19 protein-coding genes and 2 pseudogenes are annotated in these 25,586 nt (G+C 65.8%); 15 read left to right on the top strand and 6 right to left on the bottom strand.

The features are described 5' to 3' along the window. Window positions 1-5 precede the first annotated feature (5 nt). The 4 genes from dgcA (at window position 6) to LOY33_RS24075 (ending at window position 6,159) form a co-directional block, all read left to right on the top strand. A complete protein-coding gene (gene dgcA / locus LOY33_RS24090; RefSeq protein WP_258660297.1) occupies window positions 6-2,066 on the top strand; it encodes a dimethylglycine demethylation protein DgcA in 2,061 nt (686 codons plus the stop codon). Window positions 2,067-2,211: 145 nt separating this feature from the next. Continuing rightward, window positions 2,212-4,161: a dimethylglycine demethylation protein DgcB gene (dgcB, locus tag LOY33_RS24085; protein ID WP_043860356.1), complete on the top strand. Its 1,950-nt coding sequence runs from the start codon at window positions 2,212-2,214 to the stop codon at window positions 4,159-4,161. Then, the gene (locus LOY33_RS24080) at window positions 4,158-5,378 is read left to right on the top strand and encodes an electron transfer flavoprotein subunit alpha/FixB family protein (RefSeq protein WP_116052368.1); all 1,221 of its coding nucleotides are present in this window, start codon (window positions 4,158-4,160) and stop codon (window positions 5,376-5,378) included. Before dgcB ends, LOY33_RS24080 begins: the two co-directional genes overlap by 4 nt. Before the next feature lie 10 nt (window positions 5,379-5,388). After that, complete coding sequence (locus LOY33_RS24075) at window positions 5,389-6,159, top strand: electron transfer flavoprotein subunit beta (protein ID WP_258660289.1); 771 nt, start codon at window positions 5,389-5,391, stop codon at window positions 6,157-6,159. Window positions 6,160-6,843: 684 nt separating this feature from the next. On the opposite strand, the gene gbcA is transcribed toward LOY33_RS24075, so the two are convergent. Further along, window positions 6,844-8,136 (bottom strand): glycine-betaine demethylase subunit GbcA, encoded by a 1,293-nt coding sequence (gbcA, locus tag LOY33_RS24070; protein ID WP_043863625.1) that lies wholly within the window; start codon window positions 8,134-8,136, stop codon window positions 6,844-6,846. A 282-nt stretch (window positions 8,137-8,418) separates the two neighbouring features. Here gbcA and gbcB point away from each other — a divergent pair, with 282 nt between their 5' ends. Continuing rightward, complete coding sequence (gene gbcB / locus LOY33_RS24065; RefSeq protein ID WP_043863626.1) at window positions 8,419-9,519, top strand: glycine-betaine demethylase subunit GbcB; 1,101 nt, start codon at window positions 8,419-8,421, stop codon at window positions 9,517-9,519. Here gbcB and LOY33_RS24060 read toward each other — a convergent pair. The 4 genes and pseudogenes from LOY33_RS24060 to LOY33_RS26170 form a co-directional block, all read right to left on the bottom strand. Next, entirely contained in the window at window positions 9,516-10,361 is an 846-nt protein-coding gene (locus tag LOY33_RS24060; protein ID WP_078480831.1) for a nitrilase-related carbon-nitrogen hydrolase, read from the bottom strand. The genes gbcB and LOY33_RS24060 overlap by 4 nt on opposite strands. After that, window positions 10,358-11,779, bottom strand: a complete 1,422-nt coding sequence (locus LOY33_RS24055) for a cytosine permease (RefSeq protein WP_058541804.1) — start codon at window positions 11,777-11,779, stop codon at window positions 10,358-10,360. Before LOY33_RS24055 ends, LOY33_RS24060 begins: the two co-directional genes overlap by 4 nt. 381 nt (window positions 11,780-12,160) lie before the next feature. Further along, entirely contained in the window at window positions 12,161-13,024 is an 864-nt protein-coding gene (locus tag LOY33_RS26175) for a methyl-accepting chemotaxis protein (RefSeq protein ID WP_408980709.1), read from the bottom strand. Next, window positions 13,016-13,771 (bottom strand): annotated as a pseudogene (locus LOY33_RS26170) (MCP four helix bundle domain-containing protein); the annotation flags it as partial. The gene LOY33_RS26175 and the pseudogene LOY33_RS26170, both read right to left, overlap by 9 nt. Before the next feature lie 293 nt (window positions 13,772-14,064). Here LOY33_RS26170 and LOY33_RS24045 point away from each other — a divergent pair. The 4 genes and pseudogenes from LOY33_RS24045 to LOY33_RS26160 all read left to right on the top strand — a co-directional run bounded on the left by LOY33_RS24045 (window position 14,065) and on the right by LOY33_RS26160 (window position 16,691). After that, window positions 14,065-14,295: a hypothetical protein gene (locus LOY33_RS24045; protein ID WP_043863630.1), complete on the top strand. Its 231-nt coding sequence runs from the start codon at window positions 14,065-14,067 to the stop codon at window positions 14,293-14,295. Next, window positions 14,292-14,594 carry a cell division protein ZapA gene (locus LOY33_RS24040; RefSeq protein WP_043863631.1) on the top strand — a complete coding sequence of 101 codons (303 nt, stop codon included), beginning with the start codon at window positions 14,292-14,294 and terminating at the stop codon, window positions 14,592-14,594. The genes LOY33_RS24045 and LOY33_RS24040 overlap by 4 nt, the downstream gene beginning before the upstream one ends. A gap of 159 nt (window positions 14,595-14,753) precedes the next feature. After that, window positions 14,754-15,830, top strand: a pseudogene (locus tag LOY33_RS26165) (cache domain-containing protein); the annotation flags it as partial. Between the two features lie 123 nt (window positions 15,831-15,953). Further along, a complete protein-coding gene (locus LOY33_RS26160) occupies window positions 15,954-16,691 on the top strand; it encodes a methyl-accepting chemotaxis protein (protein ID WP_370409087.1) in 738 nt (245 codons plus the stop codon). Between the two features lie 84 nt (window positions 16,692-16,775). Here the strand turns inward: LOY33_RS26160 and LOY33_RS24030 are convergent, their stop codons facing one another. After that, entirely contained in the window at window positions 16,776-17,819 is a 1,044-nt protein-coding gene (locus LOY33_RS24030) for a low specificity L-threonine aldolase (protein ID WP_043863633.1), read from the bottom strand. A 177-nt stretch (window positions 17,820-17,996) separates the two neighbouring features. On the opposite strand from LOY33_RS24030, the gene glyA reads away from it, so the two are divergent. The 6 genes from glyA to purU all read left to right on the top strand — a co-directional run bounded on the left by glyA (window position 17,997) and on the right by purU (window position 25,490). After that, complete coding sequence (gene glyA, locus LOY33_RS24025; RefSeq protein WP_054916001.1) at window positions 17,997-19,250, top strand: serine hydroxymethyltransferase; 1,254 nt, start codon at window positions 17,997-17,999, stop codon at window positions 19,248-19,250. 15 nt (window positions 19,251-19,265) lie between these two features. Continuing rightward, the gene (locus LOY33_RS24020; RefSeq protein WP_043863635.1) at window positions 19,266-20,516 is read left to right on the top strand and encodes a sarcosine oxidase subunit beta family protein; all 1,251 of its coding nucleotides are present in this window, start codon (window positions 19,266-19,268) and stop codon (window positions 20,514-20,516) included. A 13-nt stretch (window positions 20,517-20,529) separates the two neighbouring features. Further along, window positions 20,530-20,859, top strand: a complete 330-nt coding sequence (locus tag LOY33_RS24015; protein WP_043863636.1) for a sarcosine oxidase subunit delta — start codon at window positions 20,530-20,532, stop codon at window positions 20,857-20,859. Continuing rightward, window positions 20,856-23,873, top strand: a complete 3,018-nt coding sequence (locus tag LOY33_RS24010) for a sarcosine oxidase subunit alpha (protein WP_253086220.1) — start codon at window positions 20,856-20,858, stop codon at window positions 23,871-23,873. Before LOY33_RS24015 ends, LOY33_RS24010 begins: the two co-directional genes overlap by 4 nt. Window positions 23,874-24,003: 130 nt before the next feature. After that, on the top strand, window positions 24,004-24,636 hold the full coding sequence (locus LOY33_RS24005; RefSeq protein ID WP_100634804.1) for a sarcosine oxidase subunit gamma: 633 nt from the start codon (window positions 24,004-24,006) through the stop codon (window positions 24,634-24,636). Beyond that, window positions 24,633-25,490 (top strand): formyltetrahydrofolate deformylase, encoded by an 858-nt coding sequence (gene purU / locus LOY33_RS24000; protein WP_043863639.1) that lies wholly within the window; start codon window positions 24,633-24,635, stop codon window positions 25,488-25,490. The genes LOY33_RS24005 and purU overlap by 4 nt, the downstream gene beginning before the upstream one ends. Window positions 25,491-25,586 lie beyond the last annotated feature (96 nt).

Below are 25,586 nucleotides of genomic sequence, written 5' to 3'. Positions count from 1 at the left end.
CCGCCATGGCTTTCGAAGCAATGTTCCAGCCGCTGCAGATCGGCAAGCTGACCATCCGCAACCGGGTACTGAGCACCGCACACGCCGAGGTGTACGCCACCGACGGCGGCATGACCACCGAGCGCTACGTGAAGTACTACGAAGAGAAGGCCAAAGGCGGTATCGGCCTGGCCATCTGCGGTGGTTCGTCGGTAGTGGCCATCGACAGCCCGCAGCAGTGGTGGGCCTCGGTCAACCTGGCCACCGACCGCATCATCCCGCACTTCAAGAACCTGGCCGACGCCATGCACAAGCACGGCGCCAAGATCATGATCCAGATTACCCACATGGGCCGGCGCTCGCGCTGGGACGGCTATCACTGGCCGACCCTGATGTCGCCCTCGGGCATCCGCGAACCGGTGCACCGCGCCACCTGCAAGACCATCGAGCCGGAGGAGATCTGGCGCGTGATCGGCAACTACGCGCAGGCCGCGCGCCGCGCCAAGGAAGGCGGGCTGGACGGGGTGGAACTGTCGGCAGTGCACCAGCACATGATCGACCAGTTCTGGAGCCCGCGGGTCAACAAGCGCACCGATGAATGGGGCGGCAGCTTCGAGAACCGCATGCGCTTCGGCCTGGAAGTGCTCAAGGCGGTGCGCGAGGAAGTCGGCCCCGACTTCTGCGTGGGCATGCGCATCTGCGGCGACGAGTTCCACCCCGATGGCCTCAGCCACGAGGACATGAAGGAAATCGCCAGGTACTACGACGCTACCGGCATGCTGGACTTCTTCGGCGTGATCGGCTCGGGCTGCGACACCCACAACACCCTGGCCAACGTGATCCCCAACATGAGCTTCCCGCCCGAGCCGTTCCTGCACCTGGCGGCGGGCATCAAGGAGGTGGTGAGCGTGCCGGTGATGCACGCGCAGAACATCAAGGACCCCAACCAGGCCACGCGCATTCTGGAGGGCGGCTACGTGGACATGGTCGGCATGACCCGCGCGCACATCGCCGACCCGCACCTGATCGCCAAGATCAAGATGGGCCAGATCGACCAGATCAAGCAGTGCGTGGGCGCCAACTACTGCATCGACCGCCAGTACCAGGGCCTGGACGTGCTGTGCATCCAGAACGCCGCCACTTCGCGGGAATACATGGGCGTGCCGCACATCATCGAGAAATCCGCCGGCCCCAGACGCAAGGTGGTGGTGGTCGGTGCCGGCCCGGCCGGCATGGAGGCGGCGCGGGTGGCGGCCGAGCGCGGGCATGACGTGACCCTGTTCGAGAAGAAGGAGGCGATCGGCGGGCAGATCAGCATCGCCGCCAAGGCTCCGCAACGCGACCAGATCGCCGGCATCACGCGCTGGTACCAGCTGGAGCTGGCGCGGCTGAAGGTCGACCTGCGCCTGGGTACGGCGGCGGACGTCGACACCCTCATGGACCTGCGCCCCGACGTGGTGGTGCTGGCGGTGGGCGGGCACCCGTTCATCGAGCAGAACGAGCACTGGGGCGCGGCCGAGGGCCTGGTGGTCAGCAGCTGGGACGTGCTCGACGGCACGGTGGCGCCGGGCAAGACCGCGCTGGTGTACGACACCATCTGCGAATTCACCGGCATGTCGGTGGCGGATTTTCTGGCCGACAAGGGCAGCCAGGTGGAGATCGTCACCGACGACATCAAGCCGGGGGTGGCGATTGGCGGCACCTCGTTCCCCACCTACTACCGCAGCATGTACCCCAAGGAAGTGATCATGACCGGCGACCTGATGCTGGAGAAGGTCTACCGCGAGGGTGACAAGCTGGTGGCAGTGCTGGAGAACGAATACACCGGGGCACGGGAGGAGCGGGTGGTCGACCAGGTGGTGATCGAGAACGGTGTGCGCCCCGACGAGACCCTGTATTACGCACTCAAGGAGGGCTCGCGCAACAAGGGCCAGATCGATGTGGAGGCGCTGTTCGCGATTGAGCCGCAGCCGATATTGAGCCAGCCGGGGGAGGGGTACCTGCTGTACCGGATCGGCGATTGCGTGGCGCAGCGCAACACCCATGCGGCGATCTACGACGCCTTGCGCCTGTGCAAGGATTTCTGATCGTTCACTGCCCTTTCTTTCTGTAGGAGCCAGCCTTGCTGGCGAAGCGGCCACCGCGCAATCGACATGACACTGTGTCGTTGCATTCGCCGGCAACGCCGGCTCCTACAGGCAGATGTGCGATGTGCCCAGTCGGGAGCTTCCCATGTTGAACACCCTGCTACCCCTGCTGCTGTTCGCCGCCCTCGGCCTGGCCGTGCTCGGCGCGCTGCGGCGCGTGCGGATGTGGCGCCAAGGCCGGCCATCGCGGGTCGAGCTGCTCAAGGGCCTGCTGGCCATGCCACGCCGGTACATGGTCGACCTGCACCACGTGGTCGCCCGCGACAGGTACATGGCCAACACCCACGTCGCCACCGCCGGCGGCTTCGTGCTGGCCGCCGTACTGGCGATCCTGGTGCACGGTTTCGGTCTGCACAACCGCCTCCTCGGCTACGCCCTGCTGGTGGCCACCGCCTTGATGTTCGGCGGTGCGCTGTTCGTCTACAGGCGCCGGCTGAACCCGCCCGCGCGCCTGTCCAGAGGCCCGTGGATGCGCCTGCCGAAAAGCCTGCTGGTGTTTTCCGCCAGCTTCTTCATCGCCACCCTGCCGGTAGCCGGCATCCTGCCCGAAGGTACCGGTGGCTGGGTGCTGGTGGCCTTGCTCGGGCTGGGCGTGCTGTGGGGTGTGAGCGAGCTGTTCTTCGGCATGACCTGGGGCGGGCCGATGAAGCACGCCTTCGCCGGTGCCCTGCACCTGGCCTGGCACCGGCGCGCCGAACGCTTCGGCGGCGGACGCTCCACCGGGCTCAAGCCGCTGGATCTGCAAGACCCGAGCGCACCGCTGGGTGTGGAAAAACCCAGGGACTTCACCTGGAACCAGTTGCTTGGCTTCGACGCCTGCGTGCAATGCGGCAAATGCGAGGCCGCGTGCCCGGCGTTCGCCGCCGGCCAGCCACTGAACCCGAAAAAACTCATCCAGGACATGGTGGTGGGCCTGGCGGGTGGCACCGATGCGAAGTTTGCCGGCAGCCCGTACCCCGGCAAACCGCTCGGCGAACACGGCGGCAACCCGCACCAGCCGATCGTCGACGGCCTGGTGGATGCCGACACGCTGTGGTCGTGCACCACTTGTCGGGCGTGCGTGGAAGAGTGCCCGATGATGATCGAGCACGTGGATGCGATCGTCGACATGCGTCGCCACCTGACCCTGGAAAAAGGCGCCACGCCGAACAAGGGCGCCGAGGTGCTGGACAACCTGATCGCCACCGACAACCCCGGCGGCTTCGCCCCGGGCGGGCGCATGAACTGGGCCGCCGACCTCGACCTCGAGGTGCTGGGCGAGGTGCACGGCACCGACGTGCTGTTGTGGGTGGGTGACGGCGCCTTCGACATGCGCAACCAGCGCACCCTGCGCGCCTTCGTCAAGGTGCTCAGGGCGGCCAATGTAGGCTTTGCCGTGCTCGGCCTGGAGGAACGCGACAGCGGTGACGTGGCCCGCCGGCTGGGCGACGAGGCCACCTTCCAGCAACTGGCCCGGCGCAATATCCGGACCCTGGCGCAGTACCGCTTCACGCGCATCGTCACCTGCGACCCGCACAGCTTCCATGTACTGAAGAACGAATACGGCGCGCTGGGCGGGCACTACCAGGTGCAGCATCACAGCAGCTTCATCGCCGAGTTGATCGCCGCCGGCCGCCTTGACCTGGCGCCGCACAAGGGCGCCAGCGTGACCTATCACGACCCGTGCTACCTGGGCCGCTACAACGGCGAGTACGAGGCGCCGCGCCAGGTGCTGCGCGCGCTGGGCATCGAGGTGCGCGAGATGGCGCGCTCCGGCTTTCGCTCGCGTTGCTGCGGCGGCGGCGGCGGTGCGCCGATCACCGACATTCCGGGCAAGCAGCGCATTCCCGACATGCGCATGCAGGACATCCGCGAGACCGCCGCCGAGGTGGTGGCCGTGGGCTGCCCGCAGTGCACCGCGATGCTCGAAGGCGTGGTCGAACCACGCCCGCAGATCAAGGACCTGGCCGAGCTGGTGGCCGACGCGCTGCGTGAAGCGACGGTTGCCAGCACGCCGGTAGCAAGCCAACCAGAACCTGCGCAGGTGGACCCATGAGCGACATCATCCGGCGTGACCCGCGTGCCGAGTGGATTGCACGCAACCGCCTGCACCCGCTGCACGCAGCCATGCAGGCCCAACAGACGCAGTGGATGGGGCCCAATGGCGTGCTGCGCAAGAACCCGCATGCGGTGGGTTTCATCGGCCCCAATGGGATCAAGCGCATCGATCGCAGCGGCGCCAGCCAGGGCGCTACGAGCAAGCGCAGCGCCGCCGCCGAGGTGCTGGTGCCGCTGCATCAGGTGCCGTTGCCGGCGTTCTACATCGTGGTGGTGCCGGACATGGTCGGCGGGCGCCTGAGCAGCCACGACCGGGATGTGCTCGGGCTGGCCCACGGCCTGGCCGGCAGCGACGGCGCGGTGCTGGCAGTGGTGTTTGGCGAGCACAAGGAAACCGCCTTCGGCACGTTCGGCGTCGACCGCCTGCTGCAGATCGACGGTGACGCGTTCGCAGGTTATGCACCGGAGCAGCGGGTGCAAGGCCTGCGGGCTGTGGATAACCAGTTCAACCCGCGCCACTGGCTGCTGCCCGACAGCCGCAGCGGTGGCGGCGAGCTGGGCCGGCGCCTTGCCGCGGCGCTGGGCGAGCGCCCGGCCACGCGGGTGTGGCAGGTCAAGGACGGGCTGTGCAGCGGGCGCGCCGGGGCTGGCCAGCAGGACCTGGTACGCGGGCTGGCGCGCCTGATCCTGGCGGCGGCCGAATGTGCGGAGCCGGTCAGCGAAACCCGCCATGAAGCCCTGCCGGTGGAGTTGTCCACAGGCGCGGCGCGCAGCCTGGCGCGTATCGAAGACCTCGGACCGGTGCCGGTGGACCCGGCCACCATCGCCATGGCCGAGGCCGAATTCATCCTGTCGGGCGGCAACGGGGTCAAGGACTGGGCACTTTTCCACAGGGCCACCGTCGCGCTGGGGGCCACCGAAGGGGCCTCGCGGGTGGCGGTGGACGATGGCTTCATGCCGCGCAATCGCCAGGTGGGGGCCACCGGTACCTGGGTCACGGCGCGGGTGTATGTGGCTGTGGGTATCTCCGGGGCGATCCAGCATCTGCAGGGCATCGGTGCCTGCGACAAGGTGGTGGCGATCAACCTGGACCCCGGCTGCGACATGATCAAGCGTGCCGACCTGGCGGTAATCGGTGACAGCGCGGCGATTTTGCAGGCGCTGATCGAGGCTGTGGACAACTATCGCAACGGCGCCCGGCGCGATGCGGCCTGAGGGGGCATTCATGAACATCAAGGTCATCAGCCTGGTCTCGATCGGCGCCCACCCCACCTCGGGGCGCATGCGCCGCGCCGAACAGGATGCGCGGGCCGTGGAGCTGGGGTTGCAACTGGCTGGGGATAACCTGCAGGTGCTGCATGCCGGCGACCCGCACGAGCCTGCGCTGCGCGCGTACCTGGGCATGGGGCTGGCGCAGCTGGACGTGTTGCAGCAGCCCGCAGGCGCCGATGTGCTGGGCGTGCTCGGCGACTACCTGCGCGAGGCGGGGGCGCAGTTGGTGCTGAGCGGCAGCCAGGCCGAAACCGGCGAAGGCTCGGGCATGCTGCCGTTTCTGCTGGCCGAACGCCTGGGCTGGCCGCTGGTGGTGGGGCTGGCGCAGGTGGAATCCATCCACAATGGCGTGGCCCAGGTGCTGCAGGCCCTGCCACGGGGGCAGCGGCGCCGCCTGAGCGTGCGCCTGCCGATGCTCGCCACTGTGGATAACGCCGCGCCGGTGCCGCGCCAGAGCGCCTATGGGCCGGCGCAACGCGGGCTGTTGGCGGCCCATAAGGTGGCCGTGGTGGAGGACGAGTTATTCACAGATGCTGTATTGCAGCCGGCCAGACCCCGGCCCAAACGCCTCAAGGTGATCAAGGCCAAGAGCGGTGCCGACCGCATGAAAGCCGCCACGGCGAAGGCCAGTGGCGGCGGTGGACAGGTACTCAAGGGCGTGACCCCGAGCGAAGGCGCCGAGGCGATCCTGAAGCTGTTGGTGGAGGAGGGTGTGCTGCGCTGAAGGGTTGTGCACAAAGTCTGTTGGCGGTTCTGTGGATAAAGTGTTTGCCTATGGCTGCAGGCCACGTCAACCGTGGCCTGCAGGCTATTGTTCAAATAGTGATCAATACACGCCGCGAATTTTTCGCGGTTTTTTCATGCCCGTCGTCCAGCGAGACGGCAGTTTTGCTCACAATCCTTGTTGGCGGCTCTGTGGATAATCTGTTCGGACATGGCTGCAGGTCACGTGGTTAAAGGTGTTCAGCTATTTGATCAAAAAACGCACAAAACCTCGTCAATCCACCGCGAAATACTCACGCGGCAGCGAAAATCGGGGGTTTCGGCGGTTTATCCACATGGGTTTTGCAAAGAGGGCTACTTGCACACAAAGTCTGTTGGCGGCTTTGTGGATAAGGTGTTCGTGCAGTGCTGGGGGGCACGTATTCAAAGGCTTACAGAGGTTTGATCACTTTTTGATCTATTGCACGCTGTGGATTGAAGGGCGCTGGGCGGAAGTTTTCCACAAGGGTTGCCCACAATTGCTGTGGGTGTGGCTGTGGATAAAGTGTTGGTGGAGTAGGTATGGGGCAATAGGGGCTGGGGTTTGCGGGGGTTGGTCAAAATTTGTACAGGTTATGGGGTTCTTCGCCGGCAAGGCCGGCTCCTACAGTTGATGCGTAGGAGCCGGCCTTGCCGGCGAATGGGACTACTGCGCCGCCACGCCCTTCAGGTAAGGCGCCGGCGCCGCGCCCAGGTTGCTCAGCATCCGCTCGCTGTACCAGTCCACGAAATTCACCACGCCAAACTCGTAGGTTTTCGAATACGGCCCCGGCTGATACGCCGTCGAGTTGATGCCGCGCTGGTTCTCTTCGGCCAGGCGCCGGTCCTGGTCGTTGGTTGCGTCCCACACCTGGCGCATGCGCGCCGGGTCGTAGTCCACGCCCTCAACCGCATCCTTGTGCACCAGCCACTTGGTGGTGACCATGCTCTCCTGGGCACTGATCGGCCATACCGTGAACACGATGATGTGATCACCCATGCAGTGGTTCCACGAATGCGGCAGGTGCAGGATGCGCATCGAGCCCAGGTCGGGGTTCTGGATGCGCCCCATCAGTTTCTGGCAGCCCAGCTTGCCGTCCAGGGTCATCGACAGCGTGCCCTTGAGCAGGGGCATGCGCACGATACGGTTGCGCAGGCCGAAGCTGGCATGCGCATAGGGGATCTTCTCCGCGTCCCACGCCGCAGCGCTGGCCGCCACGTGATCCTTGAACGCCTGGTCGGCGCGCGGGTCGGTGACGTCGTCCCATTCGAGCAGGGTCTTGAGCAGCTCCGGGTGCGAGGCGTTGCAGTGGTAGCACTCGCGATTGTTCTCCAGCACCAGCTTCCAGTTGGCCTTTTCCATCAGGGTGGTCTGCACCGCCACCTTGGTGTTCTCCATGTCGTAGGGCTCCATGTAATGGGCCAGGGTGGCGAGGAAGTCATCGATGGCCGGCGGGTTGTCGGCCAGGCTGACGAAGATGTAGCCACCGGCGGTCTTCACGTTCACCGGCTTGAGACCGTACTGCTGCATGTCGAAGTCGTCGCCCATCTCGGTGCCGGCGAACAGCAGCCGCCCGTCCAGCTCGTAGGTCCACTGGTGGTAGTGGCACACCAGCTTGGCCACCTTGCCCTTGTCGCTGGTGCACAGGCGCGAGCCACGGTGGCGGCACACGTTGTGGAAGGCATGCACCTTGCCCTCGGCACCGCGGATCACGATGATCGGGTTCTTGCCGATCTGCAGGGTCAGGTAGTTGCCCTTGGCCGGGATCTCGCAGGTCATGCCTGCAATCAGCCATTCCTTGTGGAAAATCTCCTGCATGTCGATCTGGAACAACCGCTCATCGGTGTAGAAGGGTTGCGGCAGCGAGAAGGTGCGCTCGCGGGTCTGCAGCATGTCGGCGGTGGCCTTGCGTGCAGCGTCCAGTGGGTCGCCCAGGCTCAAGGTTGCGGTGACGTCCATCGTTCAGGTCCTCATGGCCCGTGCGGGCCGCGAAAGTGGCTAATCGTTCGTGTGGCGACGCGGGGCTCAGACAGCAGATTGATGTGCGATGGAGTGTGCGTTCGCCCGCGCCGGCAACCATGCCCATGGGCGACATGGCCAGATCCGTTCCCGACGCGCGAGCCCTTGTGGGCGGGGGCTGGTCGCGATAAGTACGCCGATGTCGCGAACAGGAATGTGCGCCGCCTGCACCTTGCGCATCATCGTCGCCATAACAGGCCCCGATCGGCCGCGGAGACGAGCATGTCGAACAACTTCCTCAACCCGGTGACCACTCAGACCTGGGCCAACGGCCGGCATACCGTGCGCTGCGTCAAGGTCATTCAGGAAACCTGGGATGTGCGCACCTTCTGCTTCATGGCCGACCAGCCGATCCTGTTCTTCTTCAAGCCGGGGCAGTTCGTGACCCTGGAGCTGGAAATCGACGGTCAGCCGATCATGCGCTCGTACACCATCTCCAGCTCGCCCTCGGTGCCCTACAGCTTTTCGGTGACCATCAAGCGCGTACCCGGCGGCAAGGTTTCCAACTGGCTGCACGACACCCTGCATGAAGGCCAGGAGCTGGCCGTGCACGGGCCGGTGGGGTTGTTCAACGCGATGGACTTCCCCAGCCCCAGGGTGCTGTATCTGAGCGGCGGGGTGGGCATCACCCCGGTGATGTCCATGGCGCGCTGGTTCTATGACACCAATGCCAATGTCGACATGGTGTTCGTGCACAGCGCGCGTTCGCCCAAGGACATCATCTACCACCGCGAGCTGGAGCACATGGCCTCGCGGATCGACAACTTCAGCCTGCACATCATCTGCGAGAAGCATGGCCTGGGCGAGGCATGGGCCGGTTATCGCGGCTACCTGAACCAGAAGCTGATGGAGCTGATCGCGCCCGATTACCTGGAACGCGAGATCTTCTGCTGCGGGCCCACGCCCTACATGAACGCGGTCAAGCGCATGCTCGAAGCCAGCGGCTATGACATGCAGCGCTACCATGAGGAGTCGTTCGGCGCCACGCCGCCCGAGGCCAAGGCCGATGCGGTAGAGAACGCCGAGCAGGCCGCCGAGGCCGCCGAAGTGGACGTGGCCGACCAGCACCAGGTGGAGTTCACCGCCAGCGGCAAGAGCATCCGCGTGGCGCCGGGAGAGACGGTGCATGCGGCAGCCGCCAAGCTCGGGCTGATGATCCCCAAGGCCTGCGGCATGGGTATCTGCGGCACCTGCAAGGTGCTCAAGCTGGGTGGCGAGGTGGACATGGAGCACAACGGCGGCATCACCGAGGACGACGAGGCCGAAGGCTATATCCTGTCGTGCTGCAGCGTGCCGCGTGGTGACGTGCGCATCGAGTTCTAGTCGCGCAGCAGCTCGTGGTACAGCGCAGGGCGCCGGTCGGCCAGCACGTGGTTGTGGTCGCTGATCTGCTTGTCCAGTGCCTGGCCCAGCCTGATGTCGGCCAGCAGCAGCTGCTTCTTGCCGACACGCTTGCCGCCCTTGAGCACATAGCCGTCGGCATCGGTGAGGGTCGAACCGCCCACCCAGCCAACCCCGCGCTCCTCGCCACAGCGGTCGCAGGCAATGACGAACAGCCGGTTCACCGAGGCGCTGGCCTGAACCCGGATGACCTCGGCCGGGCGCTGGAAGCCGGGCCGGGAGGTGTCCGGCCAGTTCACCGGTGCGCACAGCAGCTGGGCACCGCGCAGCGCCGCCAGGCGCACCCATTCGGGAAACTCCAGGTCGTAGCAGATCATCATGCCGATGCGCCCCAGGTGGGTGTCCACCACCGGCGGCGGCTCGCTGCCGGGGGTGAAGATCTGCGTTTCGCGGTCCCACAGGTGGGCCTTGCGGTAGAAGGTGCGTCGGCCATCGGGCTCGATCAGCACCGAGCTGTTGGCCACCTGGCCGTCGGGCAGGCGCTCGCAGAAGCCGCCCACCACGATGATCTGGTACTTGGCGGCCTGCCGGGCCCAGGCCTCGAGGGTCGGCCCGTCACGGGGCTCGGACAGCGCGTGGGCCTCTTCGCGGTCGTAGAACGCGTAGCCGCTCTGCGCCAGCTCGGGCAGTACCAGCAGTTGCGCGCCGCGCTCGGCGGCCTCGGCGATGGCCACCCGGGTACGGTCGAGGTTGTAGCTTGGATTGGCAATGGTGGGCGCCAACTGGTAGCACCCGACACGCACGGTTTGCGGGGATGGGGTCATGGCTGCGGCGCCTTGCGCTCGGCGACCGGGGGCGGCGGGGTGCCGGGCAGGTGGCGCATCAGGAGCCAGTACAGCAGGGCCGAAACGATGAAGCCGGGAACGAAGGCCAGGTCGGCGCCGGACAACGCCACCGCCACCGGCCCTTGCACGCCGGCCAGCGACACGAAGGGCAGCATCGCCAGCAGCCCCCCCAGGTAGGCCAGGATGCCGGCCCAGGCCCACTGGCCGTATTCGCCCGCCGGGTCGAACATGGCCGGGATCACGTAGTTGCCTTTGCGCAACAGGTAGTAGTCGGTGAGGTTGATTGCGCTCCAGGGCACCAGCACATACAGCATCAGTTGCAGGAACAGGTTGAAGCTGTCGAGGTAGCTGTCGGGCAACGCGATGGCGGTGAGGTACACCACCGCGCCAATGCCGCCCAGGCCCAGGGCACGCCCGGCCAGCCCCGGCGCCAGCGGGCGAAACGCGGTGATCGCGCTGATGCCGGTCAGCAGCGCGCCGTAGCAGTTGACGGCCATGATGCCCACCAGCGCCGGCACCGCCATCAGGATCGCGAAAGTGCCGAAGCCGGGCAGGAAGCGGTTGCCCAGGTGTTGCAGGCTGCTGATGGCTTCGGGCGCCACCACTGCCGAGGCTACCAGTGCGCCCAGCGACATCAGCCACACCGCAGAGCCTGCGGCGCCCAGATAGGTCCATAGCACCACCTTGCGCGCCGAGGTGCTGGGCGGCAGGTAGCGCGAGTAGTCCGAGACATACACCGAGTAGCTGATCTGGTAGCCGGCGGCGGCCGACAGCTGGATGAGAAAGCCCGACCAGGAAAACTGTAGCTGGCGCTGAACGGTGTCGGCCTCCAGCAACAGCAGCGCTGCCAGGGTGAGCAGGCCGAACACGCCGATCAGCAGGTAGGTGAGCCAGCGCTGCACGGTGTGCAGCAGGTCGTGCCCGACCACGGCGATCACCACGGCCACCGCGATCAGCAGTGCGTACCAGAAGGCATCGCTGCCCGGCAGCACAGTGGTCAGCGCATCGGTGGCCAGGATCACGTTGAACACGTTGAAGCCGATGTACACGCACACCACCGCCATGAACGGCAGCACGGCGCCCCGCAGGCCGAACTGGGCACGGGACTGGATCATCTGTGGCAGGCCAAGGCGCGGGCCCTGGTTGGCATGCAGGGCCATGCACAGGGTGCCCAGGGCCACCCCGAGCAGGATCGCCAGCACCGCCTGCCAGGCGGCCAGACCCAGGGCGGGCCCGACGAAGCCGGTGACCATGGTGGTGAGTACGAAGTTGCCGGTGAACCAGAAGGGGCCCAGGTGCCAGGCCTTGCCGTGACGCTCGTCGAGGGGCACCGGGTGGATGGTACGGATTTCTATCTTCAGGCCTGACGTTTCAGGTGCAGGTGCCGCATTGTTCATGGCGTTCCCAGGCATTCGGGCGAAAGGTTCAATGCTGATGAGGTTAGATGAAGCTGCAACTAACGGAACAACGACACACTTTCAGCGAGCGCGCAGGTACTTGCCTGAAAGTGTCTGTAATGTCCGATGTAGAGCCATTCTGATTTGTAAACTGGTATTTATGCCAGTCTGCAATGCGGGGAGGTTATTGCGAAAAGTTATCGTGCGGCGTGAGGTTTTTGATGCCGAAGTTAAAGTGCAGTGAATATTCCTACTTAATATTAGGAATAGTTTGTGAGCAACTTTAGATAAGTCTGACGAGATAGTGTTTTCGACGGCGAGCGGGGGCCGATCGAAAAAGCCGGGCGCCCGGCGCGCACTGCGCCGGGGCCCGGTGGCGACCTACACGCTGAAGCGTGCGACCAGGCCGTTCAGGCCCACCGCCAGGCGAGACAGTTCGGCACTCGCGGCGCTGGTCTGGTGCGCCCCGGTGGCCGACTGCACCGACAGGTCGTTGATGTTCACCAGGTTGCGGTCCACTTCGCGGGCCACCTGGGCCTGCTCTTCGGCGGCGCTGGCGATCACCAGGTTGCGTTCGTTGATTTCGGCCACTGCGGTGGTGATGGTCTCCAGCGACAGGCCGGCGCCGCGGGCGATGCTCAGGGTCGACTCGGCGCGTTCGGTGCTGTGGCGCATCGAGTTCACCGCCTGTTCGGTACCGCCCTGGATGCTGCCGATCATGCGCTCGATTTCGCTGGTCGACTGCTGGGTCCGGTGGGCCAGAGCGCGCACTTCGTCGGCGACCACGGCGAAGCCGCGCCCGGCTTCACCGGCACGCGCTGCCTCGATGGCGGCGTTGAGGGCCAGCAGGTTGGTCTGGTCGGCCAGGCCGCGGATCACATCGAGCACCTTGCCGATGTCACGCGACTCGCCGGCCAGGTTGCCGATCAGCTCGGCAGTACCTTGCACGTCGGCACTCATGCGCTCGATGGCGCTGACGGTCTCCATGACCAGGTCGCGACCGTCGCCGGCCGAGCGGGTGGCCTGCTTGGATGCCTCGGATGTGCTCACCGCGTTGCGTGCCACTTCTTCCACCGCGCTGGTCATCTCGGTGACGGCAGTGGCGGCCTGCTGGATCTCGTTGTTCTGCTGCTGCAGGCCGCGCGCGCTTTCGTCGGTGACTGCATTCAGCTCTTCGGCAGCCGAGGCCAGCTGGGTGGCGGAGCCGGCAATCTGCTGCAGGGTGTCGCGCAGCTTGTGCTGCATCTTGCCCATGGCGTGCAGCAGGCGCGCCGCTTCGTCGGTACCGGTGGTGTTGATCGGTTTGGTCAGGTTGCCATCGGCGATCAGCTCGGCCGCCTGCAGCGCTTCGTCGATCGGCTTGACGATGCTGCGGGTGAGCAGCAGCGCGCACAGCAGGGTCAGTGCGGTGGCGGCCACCAGCAGAACGATCACCAGGGTGAAGGCCGTGTCGTATTGCGTGGCGGCGGTCTGGTTGGTCACACGGGTCTGATCGGTGTTGATCTTGACCAGGCGATCGGTGACTGCGCTGATCTGCTCGGAGTTGTCGAGCAGGTCGTGGTTGATCAGGCTGCGCAGTGCTTCCACATCACCGGCCTGCGACAGGCTTACCATGCGGTTTTCGAGCTGGCGGTACTGGTTGAGCAGCTGCACGTACTGGTTGTACGCGCCCCGTTCCTCGTCGCCTTCGATCAGTGGCTCGTAGGCCCGGCGCGCTTCGTCGATCTGGGCATTGCGCTTGGCCAGCAGTTGCACGGTGTCCTGCAGGGTGGCGGCTTCGCGGTTGAGCAGCAGGCGGTAGGACAACGTGCGCAGGCGCAGGGTGAGTTGGGTGAGCTGGTCGAGGTTGGTGATGCTGGGCACGCTGATCTGTTCGATGGCTTCGCCGGCCTTGCGTATCTGCCCCATCTGGTTGAGGGCAAAGATGCCCAATGCAAGCATCAGGGCGCCGATCAGCGAAAACCCCAGAAGTGCGCGCGGGGCGATGTTCATGTTACGTAATGACATGGTTTTATCCGGCAGGGAATAGGAATGCGCGCGGTCCATGCGTCGTGGGGCAACTCTTATTGCCTATCGGTCAAAGCAGGGCAGACTTGAGGGGGCATGTAACTAAATGTGAACCACCGGTCATTTTTTTTACCCCGGCATCCGACCAAGCGCTGGAACCGGTTGCCGATCGACGGGTCAATCTGCACCCGGTCGAGGCTCTGGCCCCGATATCCCTGGCGAGTGCGGTGAGATTTCTTTATCGTGTGCGCCCCCTGAAAAACCGTGAGAACGCAATCATGCTGGAAACATCCCTGAGTCAACTGGAGCAACTGGTCAACGACCTGGTGCAGAAGAACCTCGACCTGGCCGAGCGCAACGCGCAGCTGAGCGACGAACTGGCCCAGGCCAAGGACGAGAACGAAAGCCTGCAACTGAGCCTGATGGAGCAGGAAGAGAAGCAAGGTGCAACCGCCGCGCGTATCCAGGCGCTGGTTGAACGTGCCGGTGGCGGCGCCGTTACCGCATGAAGACCACCGCGCAGTCGATCAATGTCGTGTCGATAATGGGCAATGACTATTCGATCAAGGCCCCTGAAGGTCAGGAGCAGACCCTGGCGCAGGCGGTGCAGATGCTCAAGGCCTCCCTGGCCGATACCAAGCGCAAGTACCCGTCGCTGATCGGCGACAAGTTGCTGGTGCTGGCCGCCCTGAACCTGTGCTCGCAGCAGATCGAACTGCAACAGGCACATCAGGAAGCCCTCGACCGTTATCAAGAGCAAGTCAGCGCCACGGTCGACGTCATTGCCCGGACAATCGGCAACAGCTGATTTCCCCCTCGCGTGCATTCCCTCTTTACTGTGCTGGCTCACTGACCCCTGGGGGCAGTGAGCGGCCCGAGTGTGGCTGACTGCTAGCATTGTATTTTCTGTTGTATACAATTGGCCTGGTGTTTGCGGTACACGGCTGGTTTAACTCAGGGGAAATTCATGCAGTTCTGGCGGCGCAGTATCCAGTGGCAATTGATCGCAAGCATGGGCGCGGCCCTGGTGGCGAGCATTCTGATCGTGGTTGGTATCTACACCGTGGCGGTCAATCGACTGACCGAGCGCTACCTGGTGGAGACGGCGCTGCCGGCGAGTATCGAGGCCATGCGCAACGATATCGAGCGTATGTTGGGCCGGCCTCTGACGGCGGCGGCCGACATTGCCAACAACACCCTGTTGCGCGACTGGCTGGCAGCGGGGGAGCCCCCCGAACAGGCCGGTGCGTTCGTCGAGTACCTGGAGTCGGTGCGTGTGCACAACCAGGCGTTCACCGCGCTGTTCGCCGCCACGCGCAGCAATCACTACTACAACCAGGGCGGGCTGGACCGCACCTTGAGCCGCGACAACCCGAAGGACTCGTGGTTCTTCGGGTTCATCGACAGCGGCAAGCCGCGCCTGCTCAATATCGACACGGACATCAGCAGTGGCGACCTGGCGCTGTTCATCGACTTTCGGGTGGAAAAAGCCGGCCAGCTGGTGGGCATTGCCGGGCTGGGCCTGCGCATGACCGAGTTGTCCCAACTGATCCACGACTTCAGTTTCGGTGAGCGCGGCCGGGTGTTCCTGGTGCGCGGCGATGGCCTGATCCAGGTGCACCCGCAGTCCGAGTTCAGTGGCAAGCGCCAGTTGGCCGAGCAGATCGGCGAAGGCGCCGCCCAGCGTGCGTTGACCCCGCACGAGGGCCTGCAGCAGAGCCGCTTCGAGCGCGATGGCGAGACCTACCTGGCCCTGAGCCTGCCGCTGCGCGACCTGAACTGGACGCTGGTGGCCGAGGTGCCCGAGGCGCAGATCTACGCCCAGGTGAACCAGGCCGTGTGGCTCACCAGCCTGATCGGCGCGGCGGTGGCGTTGCTGTCGCTGCTGCTGGTGGTATGGCTGGCGCGCGGCATCGTGCGTCCGCTGCGCCGGGTGACCGGTGCGCTGACCGCGATTGCCCAGGGCGGTGGCGACCTGACCCAGCGCCTGGACGAGTCGCGGGCCGATGAACTGGGCGACCTGGCCCGGGGTTTCAATCGGTTTCTGGACAGCCAGCGCGACCTGATCGGCGAGGTGCTGCGCACCACCGAGCACCTGCGCAGCGCCGTGGGGCAGGTGAGCGCGGTGGTGGAGGACACCGCCGGGCGCTCCCATCGTCAGCAGGAGATGACCGAGATGGTGGCCACTGCCGTGCACCAGATGGGCCTCACCGTGCAGGACATCGCGCAGAATGCCGGCCAGGCCGCGCACGCCTCGCAGACCGCGCGCACCGAAGCGTTGCAGGCGCGCGAGGTGGTGCAGCGCTCGATTGCGCACATCGAAGGCATGTCGGGCGAGATCGGCGTGGCGGCCAGTGCGGTTGGCCAACTGGCACAGGAGGTGGCGTCCATCGACGAGGTGCTGGCGGTGATCCGCAGCATTTCCGAGCAGACCAACCTGCTGGCGTTGAACGCGGCGATCGAGGCGGCGCGGGCCGGGGAGATGGGCCGTGGCTTCGCTGTGGTGGCCGACGAGGTACGTACCCTGGCCCAGCGAACCCAGGTGTCCACCGACGAGGTGCAGCAGATGATCCAGCGCCTCAAGCAGGGGGCGGGCAGCGCGGTGGCGTCGATGCAGGCGGGGCAGGCGGCGACCGGCACCGGCGTGGCGTCGAGCCAGCAGACCGGAGCGTCGTTGACCACCATTACCGGGCAGGTGGAACACATCACCGACATGAACCTGCAGGTGGCCACGGCCACCGAGGAGCAGTCGGCGGTGACCGAGGAGATCAACCGCAACGTGCAGGGGATTTCCGACCTGGCGCGCCAGACGGTGGCGCAGGTGGAGGCGTGTCGGGTGGATTGCCAGGCGTTGCGCGGGCTGGCCGATGACCTGGCGCGGCAGATGGGTGGGTTCAGGCTCTAGATCAGGGTGACTGCTTCGCCGGCAAGGCCGGCTCCTACAGGTTGGCGGTGTCTGTAGGAGCCGGCCTTGCCGGCGAAGGGGCCATCAGCGACCCAGCGTTACCGCACGAATATCCGCCGCCAGCTCGCGCACCCGTGCCTCGTCGGTGTCCCACGAGCACATGAACCGTGCGCCGCCGCTGCCGATGAAGGTGTAGAACCGCCAGCCCTTGGCGCGCAGCGCTTCCAGTGCCGGCTCCGGCATCTGCAGAAACACCCCGTTGGCTTCTACCGGGAACATCAACTGCACCGCCGGGATGTCCGCCACCAGCCCGCTGAGCAACTGCGCGCAGTGGTTGGCGTGCTGCGCATGGCGCAGCCACGCACCGTCTTCGAGCAACCCCACCCACGGCGCCGACAGAAAGCGCATCTTCGACGCCAGCTGCCCGGCCTGCTTGCAGCGGTAGTCGAAATCTTCGGCCAGCTTGCGGTTGAAGAACAGGATCGCCTCGCCCACCGCCATGCCGTTCTTGGTGCCGCCAAAGCACAGCACGTCGATGCCGGCCTTCCAGGTCAGTTCGGCCGGCGAGCAGCCCAGGAACGCGCAGGCATTGCTGAAGCGCGCGCCGTCCATGTGCAGGTTAAGGCCCAGTTCCTTGCAGGTGGCGCTGATCGCCTTGAGCTCTTCGGGCCGATACACGCTGCCCACTTCGGTGGCCTGGGTGATGGTCACCACGCGTGGCTTGGGGTAGTGGATGTCCTGGCGCTTGAGCGCCACTTCGCGGATGGACTCGGGCGTGAGCTTGCCGTTTTCGCTGCGGGCGGTGAGCAGCTTGGAGCCGTTGGAGAAGAACTCCGGCGCGCCGCATTCGTCGGTCTCGACGTGGGCGGTCTCGGAGCAGATCACGCTGTGGTAGCTCTGGCACAGGGACGACAGGGCCAGGGAGTTGGCGGCGGTGCCGTTGAAGGCGAAGAACACCTCGCAGTCGGTCTCGAACAGTTTGCGAAAGTGGTCGGAGGCCTTGGCGGTCCACTGGTCGTCGCCGTAGGCGCGTTCGTGGCCCTGGTTGGCCTTGTCCATCGCCGCCCAGGCTTCGGGGCAGATGCCGGAATAGTTGTCGCTGGCAAATTGCTGGCTTTGTTCTGTCATTGCACTGTCCTGTGGTCGACGCAGGCAAGCACTCTAAACCAACTATCAAATCGCCGACTACAAGGGCCATGTCGTAAACGCACCTTTGCGTGGCGTGCGCAGGCATCTGGACGGCCCGCGCCAGCCCTACCATCGCAGCCAAAGGGCGCTGTCCATGCCACTGCCGGGAGAGATGCGATGTTCACCAAGCACGACCAGATCCAGGGTTACGACGATGCACTGCTGGCGGCGATCAACGCCGAGGAACAGCGCCAGGAAGACCACATCGAACTGATCGCCTCGGAAAACTACACCAGCAAGCGCGTGATGCAGGCCCAGGGCAGCGGCCTGACCAACAAGTACGCCGAAGGCTACCCGGGCAAGCGCTACTACGGCGGCTGCGAGCACGTGGACAAGGTCGAGCAACTGGCCATCGATCGTGCCAGGCAGCTGTTCGGCGCCGACTATGCCAACGTCCAGCCGCACTCCGGCAGCCAGGCCAACGCCGCGGTGTACCTGGCCCTGCTGCAGGCCGGCGACACCGTGCTGGGCATGAGCCTGGCCCACGGCGGCCACCTCACCCACGGTGCCAAGGTCAGTTTCAGCGGCAAGCTGTACAACGCCGTGCAATACGGCATCGATACCCGCACCGGCCTGATCGACTACGACGAGGTCGAGCGCCTGGCCGTCGAGCACCAGCCGAAGATGATCATTGCCGGGTTTTCGGCCTACAGCAAAACCCTCGATTTCCCACGCTTTCGCCAGATCGCCGACAAGGTCGGCGCCTACCTGTTCGTCGACATGGCCCACGTCGCCGGGCTGGTCGCGGCGGGCCTGTATCCCAACCCGCTGCCCTATGCCGACGTGGTCACCACCACCACCCACAAGACCCTGCGTGGCCCGCGTGGCGGGCTGATCCTGGCCAGGGCCAACGAAGCGCTGGAAAAGAAACTCAACGCCGCGGTGTTCCCCGGCGGGCAGGGCGGCCCGCTGATGCATGTGATCGCGGCCAAGGCGGTGTGCTTCAAGGAGGCCCTGGAGCCCGGCTTCAAGGCCTACCAGCAACAGGTGATCGACAACGCCCGGGCGATGGCTGCGGTGTTCATCGAGCGTGGTTTCGACGTGGTGTCCGGTGGCACCGACAACCACCTGTTCCTGGTCAGCCTGATCCGCCAGGGCCTGACCGGCAAGGACGCCGATGCCGCCCTGGGGCGCGCCCACATCACCGTCAACAAGAACGCCGTGCCCAACGACCCGCAGTCGCCGTTCGTCACCTCGGGCCTGCGCATCGGCACCCCGGCCGTCACCAGCCGTGGCTTCAAGGTGGCCCAGTGCACGGAGCTGGCCGGCTGGATCTGCGACATCCTCGACCACCTGGGCGATGCCGATGTCGAGGCCGACGTGGCCAGGAGCGTGTCGGCACTGTGTGCGGATTTTCCGGTTTACCGCTGAGTGGAGTAACAGACCATGCAACGCTATTCGGGCTTCGGCCTTTTCAAGCACTCGCTCAGCCACCACGAGAACTGGCAGCGCATGTGGCGCACGCCCACCCCGAAGAAGGTCTACGACGTGGTCATCGTCGGCGGCGGCGGGCACGGCCTGGCCACCGCCTACTACCTGGCCAAGGTGCACGGCATCACCAATGTGGCGGTGGTCGAGAAGGGCTGGCTGGGCGGCGGCAACACCGCGCGCAACACCACCATCGTGCGCTCCAACTACCTGTGGGACGAGTCGGCGCACCTCTATGAGCACGCGATGAAGCTCTGGGAGGGGCTGTCCCAGGACATCAACTACAACGTCATGTTCTCCCAGCGCGGGGTCTACAACCTGTGCCACACCCTGCAGGACATGCGCGACTCCGAGCGCCGGGTCAGCGCCAACCGGCTCAACGGCGTGGACGGCGAACTGCTGAACAGCAAGCAGGTTGCCGACGAGATTCCGCACCTGGACTGCTCCAGGAACACCCGTTATCCGGTTCTCGGCGCCACCGTGCAGCGGCGCGGCGGCGTGGCGCGTCACGATGCCGTGGCCTGGGGCTATGCGCGTGCCGCCGATGCCCTGGGCGTGGACCTGATCCAGCAGACCGAGGTGATCGGCTTTCGCAAGGAAAACGGCGCGGTGGTCGGCGTCGAGACCAACAAGGGCTTCATCGGTGCGCGGCGCGTGGGCGTGGTCACCGCCGGCAACTCCGGGCACATGGCCAGGCTGGCCGGCTTTCGCCTGCCCATCGAGTCGCACCCGCTGCAGGCACTGGTGTCCGAGCCGCTCAAGCCGATCATCGACAGCGTGATCATGTCCAACGCGGTGCACGGCTACATCAGCCAGTCGGACAAGGGCGACCTGGTGATCGGCGCCGGCATCGACGGCTGGGTGGGCTACGGCCAGCGCGGTTCGTACCCGGTGATCGAACATACCCTGCAGGCCATCGTCGAGATGTTCCCGATCCTGTCGCGGGTGCGCATGAACCGCCAGTGGGGCGGTATCGTCGACACCACCCCGGACGCCTGCCCGATCATCTCCAAGACCCCGGTGGCGAACATGTTCTTCAACTGCGGCTGGGGCACTGGCGGTTTCAAGGCCACACCTGGCTCGGGCCACGTGTTCGCCGCAAGCCTGGCCACCGGCGAGATGCATGCACTGGCCAAGCCGTTTTCCATCGACCGTTTCCATAACGGCGCCCTGATCGACGAGCACGGCGCTGCCGCTGTCGCCCACTAACAGGAGACACTCCATGTTGCACATCTTCTGTCCCCACTGCGGCGAGCTGCGCTCCGAGGAAGAATTCCATGCCGCCGGCCAGGCGCACATTCCGCGCCCGCTGGACCCGAATGCCTGCACCGACGAGCAGTGGGGCGACTACCTGTTCTTTCGTGACAACCCGCGCGGCCTGCACCACGAGCTGTGGATCCATGCCGCGGGCTGCCGCCAGTACTTCAACGCCACCCGCGACACCGTGACCTACGAGATTCTCGAAACCTATCCGATTGGTGCCAGGCCCCAGGCGCGCGCCCAGGAAAACGTCCCGCAGCTGGCTGTCACCGGCCAGGGAGAAAAGGTATGAGCCAGCGCTATCGTCTGCCCAACGGCGGTCGTATCGACCGCAGCCAGGTCCTCGACTTCACCTTCAACGGCCAGCGCTACCAGGGCTACCAGGGCGACACCCTGGCCGCCGCGCTGCTGGCCAATGGCGTCGACATCGTGGGGCGCAGCTTCAAGTACTCGCGCCCACGCGGCATCATCGCCGCCGGCAGCGAAGAGCCCAACGCGATCCTGCAGATCGGTGCCAGCGAGGCCACCCAGGTACCCAACGTGCGCGCTACCCAGCAGGCGCTGTACGCCGGGCTGGTGGCCACCAGCACCAACGGCTGGCCCAGCGTGAACACCGACGTGATGGGCATCCTCGGCAAGGTCGGCGGCAAGCTGATGCCGCCGGGGTTCTACTACAAGACGTTCATGTACCCGCAGTCGTTCTGGATGACCTACGAGAAGTACATCCGCAAGGCCGCGGGCCTGGGCCGTTCGCCGCTGGAAAACGACCCGGACAGCTACGACTACATGAACCACCACTGCGATGTGCTGGTGGTGGGCGCAGGCCCCGCCGGGCTGGCTGCGGCACTGGCAGCCGGGCGCAGCGGGGCGCGAGTGATCCTGGCCGACGAGCAGGAGGAGTTCGGCGGCAGCCTGCTCGATACCCGCGAAACCCTCGACGGCCAGCCCGCCGCCGAGTGGGTGGCCAAGGTGATCGACGAGCTGCAGGGCATGCCCGAGGTCACCTTGCTGGCGCGGGCCACGGTCAACGGCTACCACGACCACAACTTCCTCACGATCCACCAGCGCCTCACCGATCACCTGGGCGACCGCGCACCCATCGGCCAGGTGCGCCAGCGCATGCACCGTGTGCGCGCCGGGCGTGTGGTGCTGGCCACCGGTGCCCACGAGCGGCCGCTGGTGTACGGCAACAACGATGTGCCGGGCAACATGCTCGCCGGCGCGGTATCTACCTACGTGCGCCGTTATGGCGTGGCGCCGGGGCGCAAGCTGGTGCTGTCGACCAACAACGATCACGCCTATCGCGTGGCGCTGGACTGGCACGACGCCGGGCTCAAGGTGGTCGCGGTCGCCGATGCGCGGCACAACCCGCGTGGCTCGCTGGTGGAGGAGGCACGTGCCAAGGGCATTCGCATCCTCACCTCCAGCGCGGTGATCGAGGCGCGCGGCAGCAAGCATGTGACGGCAGCGCGGGTGGCAGCCATCGACGTGGCCGCACACCAGGTCACCAGCCCCGGCGAATGGCTGGACTGCGACCTGGTGGCGACGTCGGGCGGCTACAGCCCGGTGGTGCACCTGGCTTCGCACCTGGGCGGCAAGCCGCTGTGGCGCGACGACATTCTCGGCTTCGTGCCCGGCGAAGCGCCGCAGAAGCGCGTGTGCGTGGGTGGCGTCAATGGCGTGTTCGCCCTGGGCGATGCGCTGGCCGACGGTTTCGAAGGCGGCGTGCGTGCGGCCACCGAGGCCGGCTTCAAGGCAGTGGAGGGCGTCCTGCCCAAGGTGCTGGTGCGTCCGGAGGAGCCCACCGTGGCGCTGTTCCAGGTACCCCATGACCGCAACACCGCGCGGGCACCCAAGCAGTTCGTCGACCAGCAGAACGATGTGACTGCGGCCGCCATCGAACTGGCCACCCGCGAAGGCTTCGAGTCGGTGGAGCACGTCAAGCGCTACACCGCGCTGGGGTTCGGCACCGACCAGGGCAAGCTGGGCAACATCAACGGGCTGGCGATCGCCGCACGCTCGCTGGGCATCGGCATTGCGCAGATGGGCACCACCATGTTTCGCCCCAACTACACGCCGGTGACCTTCGGCGCGGTGGCCGGGCGCCATTGCGGCCACCTGTTCGAGCCGGTGCGCTTCACCGCGCTGCATGCCTGGCATGTGAAGAACGGCGCCGAGTTCGAGGACGTCGGCCAGTGGAAGCGCCCGTGGTATTTCCCCCGCGGCGGCGAAGACCTGCAGGCGGCGGTGGCCCGCGAATGCAAGGCGGTGCGCGACAGCGTCGGCCTGCTGGATGCCTCGACCCTGGGCAAGATCGACATCCAGGGCCCGGACGCCCGCGAGTTCCTCAACCGCATCTACACCAACGCCTGGACCAAGCTCGACGTGGGCAAGGCGCGCTACGGCCTGATGTGCAAGGAAGACGGCATGGTCTTCGACGATGGCGTGACCGCGTGCCTGGGCGACAACCACTTCCTGATGACCACCACCACCGGCGGCGCGGCGCGGGTGCTGCAATGGCTGGAGATCTACCAGCAGACCGAATGGCCGGAGCTGAAGGTGTACTTCACCTCCGTCACCGACCACTGGGCCACGCTGACCCTGTCGGGGCCCAACAGCCGCAAGCTGCTGGCTGAAGTGACCGACATCGACCTGGACAGGGACGCCTTCCCGTTCATGAGCTGGAAGGAGGGCCTGGTGGGCGGGGTGCCGGCGCGGGTGTTCCGCATCTCGTTCACCGGCGAGCTGTCGTATGAAGTGAACGTGCAGGCCAATTACGCGATGGGCGTGCTGGAGCAGATCGTCGCCGCCGGCAAGCCGTACAACCTCACCCCCTATGGCACCGAGACCATGCACGTGCTGCGCGCCGAGAAGGGTTTCATCATTGTCGGCCAGGACACCGACGGCTCGATGACCCCGGACGACCTGAACATGGGTTGGTGCGTGGGGCGCACCAAGCCGTTCTCGTGGATCGGCTGGCGCGGCATGAACCGGGAAGACTGCGTACGCGAGAACCGCAAGCAACTGGTGGGGCTCAAGCCGGTGGACCCGAGCCAGTGGTTGCCCGAGGGCGCGCAGCTGGTGCTGGACCCCAAACAGCCGATTCCGATGGACATGGTGGGGCACGTGACCTCGAGCTACGCGAGCAACTCGCTGGGCTATTCGTTTGCCATGGGGGTGGTCAAGGGCGGGCTCAAACGCATGGGCGAGCGGGTGTTTTCGCCGCAGGCCGATGGCAGCGTGATCGAGGCCGAGATCTGCGCCTCGGTGTTCTTTGATCCGAAGGGTGAGCGGCAGAACATCTGATGGTTGCAGGAGCAGCCTTGCTGGCGAAGCGACCACCGCGCACCGGGTTGCAACCGGGTCGCGGCCTTCGCCGGCAAGGCCGGCTCCTACAAAGAGATCACAGCACTACTGAATTCAAGGCAGGTATGTAATGAGCGCAATCAACGTCTACCCGCAACGCCCCGAGACTGACGCCAGGGCCGAATCACCCCTGCATCACGCCGACCTGCCCAGCCTGGTCGGCAAGGGCCGCAAGAACCCCGGCGTGACCCTGCGCGAGAAGAAGTTCCTCGGCCACCTGACCCTGCGCGGCAACGCCCACGACCCGGCTTTCGTCAGCGGCGTGCAACAAGCGCTGGGCCTGGAACTGCCGGTCGCACTCACCGTGGTCGCCAGCGGCGAGGCCTCGCTGCAGTGGATGGGCCCCGACGAGTGGCTGCTGATCGTGCCCGGTGGCGAGGAGCTGGCCGCCGAGCAGAAGCTGCGCGAAGCCCTCGACGGGCAACACATCCAGGTGGTCAACGTCAGCGGCGGGCAGACCCTGCTCGAACTGAGCGGGCCCAGGGTGCGCGAGGTGCTGATGAAGTCCACCAGCTACGACGTGCACCCCAACAACTTCCCGGTGGGCAAGGCGGTGGGCACGGTGTTCGCCAAGTCCCAGCTGGTGATCCGGCGCACCGGGGAGGACACCTGGGAGTTGCTGATCCGGCGCAGCTTCAGCGACTACTGGTGGCTGTGGCTGCAGGATGCCTGCGCCGAACATGGCCTGAGCATCGCCTCATGAGCCGTGCGCCGGACACCTGGATCCTTACCGCCGACTGCCCCAGCCTGCTGGGTACGGTGGACGCGGTGACGCGCTACCTGTACGAGCAGCAGTGCTACGTCACCGAGCATCATTCGTTCGATGACCGGCTGTCGGCGCGGTTCTTCATACGGGTGGAGTTTCGCCAGCCCGAGGCATTCGACGAGCAGGCCTTTCGCGCAGGCCTGGCCGCCCGTGGCGAAGCGTTCGGCATGACCTTCGAGCTGACTGCGCCCAGGCACCGGCCCAAGGTGGTGATCATGGTGTCCAAGGCCGATCATTGCCTCAACGACCTGCTGTACCGCCAGCGCATCGGCCAGCTGGCGATGGACGTGGTGGCGGTGATTTCCAACCACCCGGACCTGGAGCCGCTGGCGCACTGGCACCGCATCCCCTATTACCACTTTGCCCTCGACCCGCAGGACAAGCCGGCGCAGGAGCGCAAGGTGCTGCAGGTGATCGAGGCGTCCGGCGCCGAGCTGGTGATCCTTGCGCGCTACATGCAGGTGCTGTCGCCGGAGCTGTGCCGACGCCTGGATGGCTGGGCGATCAACATCCATCACTCGCTGCTGCCGGGGTTCAAGGGCGCCAAGCCGTATCACCAGGCCTACAACAAGGGCGTGAAGCTGGTGGGGGCCACTGCGCATTACATCAACAACGACCTGGACGAGGGCCCGATCATTGCCCAGGGCGTGGAAGCCGTGGATCACAGCCACTACCCTGAAGACCTGATTGCCCGCGGGCGCGATATCGAATGCCTGACGTTGGCGCGGGCGGTGGGGTATCACATCGAGCGGCGGGTGTTTTTGAACGCCAATCGCACGGTGGTGCTGTAGCGGGCGTATCGCGGGTCAAGCCCGCACCCACAGGGACTGTGGGAGCGGGCTTGACCCGCGATGAGGCCCGAAAGACGGACAGAACATTCAGCGCGA

This window comes from Pseudomonas sp. B21-036, assembly GCF_024748925.1.
GTDB classification, from domain to species: Bacteria; Pseudomonadota; Gammaproteobacteria; order Pseudomonadales; family Pseudomonadaceae; genus Aquipseudomonas; species Aquipseudomonas palmensis.
This window is presented reverse-complemented; position numbering and strand designations above follow the sequence as displayed.

Bases quoted from the DNA above. Each gene is read 5' to 3' on its own strand.
- dgcA (WP_258660297.1), top strand. From the start codon at position 6: ATGGCTTTCGAAGCAATGTTCCAGCCGCTGCAGATCGGCAAGCTGACC.
- dgcB (WP_043860356.1), top strand. From the start codon at position 2,212: ATGTTGAACACCCTGCTACCCCTGCTGCTGTTCGCCGCCCTCGGCCTG.
- LOY33_RS24080 (WP_116052368.1), top strand. From the start codon at position 4,158: ATGAGCGACATCATCCGGCGTGACCCGCGTGCCGAGTGGATTGCACGC.
- LOY33_RS24075 (WP_258660289.1), top strand. From the start codon at position 5,389: ATGAACATCAAGGTCATCAGCCTGGTCTCGATCGGCGCCCACCCCACC.
- gbcA (WP_043863625.1), bottom strand. From the start codon at position 8,136: ATGGACGTCACCGCAACCTTGAGCCTGGGCGACCCACTGGACGCTGCA.
- gbcB (WP_043863626.1), top strand. From the start codon at position 8,419: ATGTCGAACAACTTCCTCAACCCGGTGACCACTCAGACCTGGGCCAAC.
- LOY33_RS24060 (WP_078480831.1), bottom strand. From the start codon at position 10,361: ATGACCCCATCCCCGCAAACCGTGCGTGTCGGGTGCTACCAGTTGGCG.
- LOY33_RS24055 (WP_058541804.1), bottom strand. From the start codon at position 11,779: ATGAACAATGCGGCACCTGCACCTGAAACGTCAGGCCTGAAGATAGAA.
- LOY33_RS26175 (WP_408980709.1), bottom strand. From the start codon at position 13,024: ATGCAGCACAAGCTGCGCGACACCCTGCAGCAGATTGCCGGCTCCGCC.
- LOY33_RS24045 (WP_043863630.1), top strand. From the start codon at position 14,065: ATGCTGGAAACATCCCTGAGTCAACTGGAGCAACTGGTCAACGACCTG.
- LOY33_RS24040 (WP_043863631.1), top strand. From the start codon at position 14,292: ATGAAGACCACCGCGCAGTCGATCAATGTCGTGTCGATAATGGGCAAT.
- LOY33_RS26160 (WP_370409087.1), top strand. From the start codon at position 15,954: ATGACCGAGATGGTGGCCACTGCCGTGCACCAGATGGGCCTCACCGTG.
- LOY33_RS24030 (WP_043863633.1), bottom strand. From the start codon at position 17,819: ATGACAGAACAAAGCCAGCAATTTGCCAGCGACAACTATTCCGGCATC.
- glyA (WP_054916001.1), top strand. From the start codon at position 17,997: ATGTTCACCAAGCACGACCAGATCCAGGGTTACGACGATGCACTGCTG.
- LOY33_RS24020 (WP_043863635.1), top strand. From the start codon at position 19,266: ATGCAACGCTATTCGGGCTTCGGCCTTTTCAAGCACTCGCTCAGCCAC.
- LOY33_RS24015 (WP_043863636.1), top strand. From the start codon at position 20,530: ATGTTGCACATCTTCTGTCCCCACTGCGGCGAGCTGCGCTCCGAGGAA.
- LOY33_RS24010 (WP_253086220.1), top strand. From the start codon at position 20,856: ATGAGCCAGCGCTATCGTCTGCCCAACGGCGGTCGTATCGACCGCAGC.
- LOY33_RS24005 (WP_100634804.1), top strand. From the start codon at position 24,004: ATGAGCGCAATCAACGTCTACCCGCAACGCCCCGAGACTGACGCCAGG.
- purU (WP_043863639.1), top strand. From the start codon at position 24,633: ATGAGCCGTGCGCCGGACACCTGGATCCTTACCGCCGACTGCCCCAGC.